Annotated in this window: 1 protein-coding gene and 1 rRNA gene; both read right to left on the bottom strand. The window is 49.3% G+C overall.

Features of this window, described 5'->3' with window-relative positions; translation table 11 throughout:
• Nucleotides 1–784: ribosomal RNA gene (locus tag KT99_RS19865) — 16S ribosomal RNA — on the bottom strand; the annotation flags it as partial.
• Nucleotides 782–1,007 (bottom strand): hypothetical protein (locus KT99_RS23105; protein WP_040572253.1); only part of this gene is annotated, 226 nt, incomplete at its 5' end. The genes KT99_RS19865 and KT99_RS23105, both read right to left, overlap by 3 nt.

Below are 1,007 nucleotides of genomic sequence, written 5' to 3'. Positions count from 1 at the left end.
CCACGCTTTCGTACCTCAGCGTCAGTCTTTGTCCAGGGGGCCGCCTTCGCCACCGGTATTCCTTCAGATCTCTACGCATTTCACCGCTACACCTGAAATTCTACCCCCCTCTACAAGACTCTAGTTTGCCAGTTCAAAATGCAATTCCCAGGTTGAGCCCGGGGCTTTCACATCTTGCTTAACAAACCGCCTGCGTACGCTTTACGCCCAGTAATTCCGATTAACGCTTGCACCCCTCGTATTACCGCGGCTGCTGGCACGAAGTTAGCCGGTGCTTCTTCTGCGAGTAACGTCACAGCTACAGTTTATTAAACTACAACCTTTCCTCCTCGCTGAAAGTGCTTTACAACCCGAAGGCCTTCTTCACACACGCGGCATGGCTGCATCAGGCTTGCGCCCATTGTGCAATATTCCCCACTGCTGCCTCCCGTAGGAGTCTGGACCGTGTCTCAGTTCCAGTGTGGCTGATCATCCTCTCAGACCAGCTAGGGATCGTCGCCTTGGTAAGCCATTACCTTACCAACTAGCTAATCCCACCTAGGTACATCCAATCGCGAAAGGCGTACTTCGAAAAGCGCGTCCCCTCCTTTCCCCCGTAGGGCGTATGCGGTATTAGCAGTCGTTTCCAACTGTTATCCCCCTCGACTGGGCAGTTCCCTAGGCATTACTCACCCGTCCGCCGCTCGACAGCAAAGGTGCAAGCACCTTCCTGTTTCCGCTCGACTTGCATGTGTTAGGCCTGCCGCCAGCGTTCAATCTGAGCCATGATCAAACTCTTCAATTAAAGTTCTTTTGATGCATCCTCTTTCGATGATGACATCGGCTCAATGAAACTTTTGCCTTCACTTTTTAAAAAGTGAAAACAAAAAAACTGTTTTTCACTAACCCGAAAGTTAATGAAGCTTACATATTTTGCTTCTTTGAATTTACTTTGCTTGCTCGTGAGAGTAATAAAGTAGACACCAAAGTCGCTATGGTCACTCAGTGGTTCATTGAGTAAATTTTTG

The sequence above is a fragment of the Shewanella benthica KT99 genome (genome assembly GCF_000172075.1).
Classification (GTDB): domain Bacteria; phylum Pseudomonadota; class Gammaproteobacteria; order Enterobacterales; family Shewanellaceae; genus Shewanella; species Shewanella benthica_A.
Note: the sequence above shows the minus strand (reverse complement) of the source record. Positions and strands in the feature narration are given on the sequence as shown.